This window comes from Paenibacillus antri, from assembly GCF_005765165.1.
Lineage (GTDB): Bacteria > Bacillota > Bacilli > Paenibacillales > YIM-B00363 > Paenibacillus_AE > Paenibacillus_AE antri.
On the sequence record NZ_VCIW01000054.1, the window covers coordinates 1 to 1,292 of the forward strand.

Sequence of the window (1,292 nt, forward strand, 5' to 3'; positions counted from 1 at the left end):
GCGCTTCCACCCCGAACCTATCAACCACGTCGTCTACATGGGGTCTTCAAGCAGGGAAATCTCATCTTGAGGGGGGCTTCACGCTTAGATGCTTTCAGCGCTTATCCCTTCCGTACTTGGCTACCCAGCGATGCTCCTGGCGGAACAACTGGTACACCAGCGGTACGTCCATCCCGGTCCTCTCGTACTAAGGACAGCTCCTCTCAAATTTCCTGCGCCCGCGACAGATAGGGACCGAACTGTCTCACGACGTTCTGAACCCAGCTCGCGTACCGCTTTAATGGGCGAACAGCCCAACCCTTGGGACCTACTTCAGCCCCAGGATGCGATGAGCCGACATCGAGGTGCCAAACCTCCCCGTCGATGTGGACTCTTGGGGGAGATAAGCCTGTTATCCCCAGGGTAGCTTTTATCCGTTGAGCGATGGCCCTTCCATTCGGTACCACCGGATCACTAAGCCCGACTTTCGTCCCTGCTCGACCTGTATGTCTCGCAGTCAAGCTCCCTTCTGCCTTTGCACTCTTCGAATGATTTCCAACCATTCTGAGGGAACCTTGGGGCGCCTCCGTTACTCTTTAGGAGGCGACCGCCCCAGTCAAACTGCCCGCCTGACACTGTCCCCGCACCGGATTCACGGTGCCAGGTTAGAACTCAAGCACGATCAGGGTGGTATCCCAACGGCGCCTCCACCGAAGCTGGCGCTCCGGCTTCTCTGGCTCCCACCTATCCTGTACAGATCGTACCCAAGTCCAATATCAAGCTGCAGTAAAGCTCCATGGGGTCTTTCCGTCACGTCGCGGGTAACCTGCATCTTCACAGGTACTAAAATTTCACCGGATCTCTCGTTGAGACAGCGCCCAAGTCGTTACGCCATTCGTGCGGGTCAGAATTTACCTGACAAGGAATTTCGCTACCTTAGGACCGTTATAGTTACGGCCGCCGTTTACTGGGGCTTCAATTCAGAGCTTCGCCTTGCGGCTAACCCCTCCTCTTAACCTTCCAGCACCGGGCAGGCGTCAGCCCGTATACTTCGCCTTGCGGCTTCGCACAGACCTGTGTTTTTGCTAAACAGTCGCTTGGGCCTTTTCACTGCGGCCCCCTCGGGCTATTCACCCTACCGAGGCACCCCTTCTCCCGAAGTTACGGGGTCATTTTGCCGAGTTCCTTAACGAGAGTTCTTCCGCGCGCCTTCGCATGCTCTGCTCGCCTACCTGTGTCGGTTTGCGGTACGGGCGCCTTCGCCTGGCTAGAGGCTTTTCTCGGCAGCCAGAGTACATGTTCTTCGGGTACTT

General features: G+C 56.7%; 1 rRNA gene. It reads right to left on the bottom strand.

Annotated features, from left to right (window positions below):
• Positions 1 to 1,292 (bottom strand): 23S ribosomal RNA (locus FE782_RS31950); the annotation flags it as partial.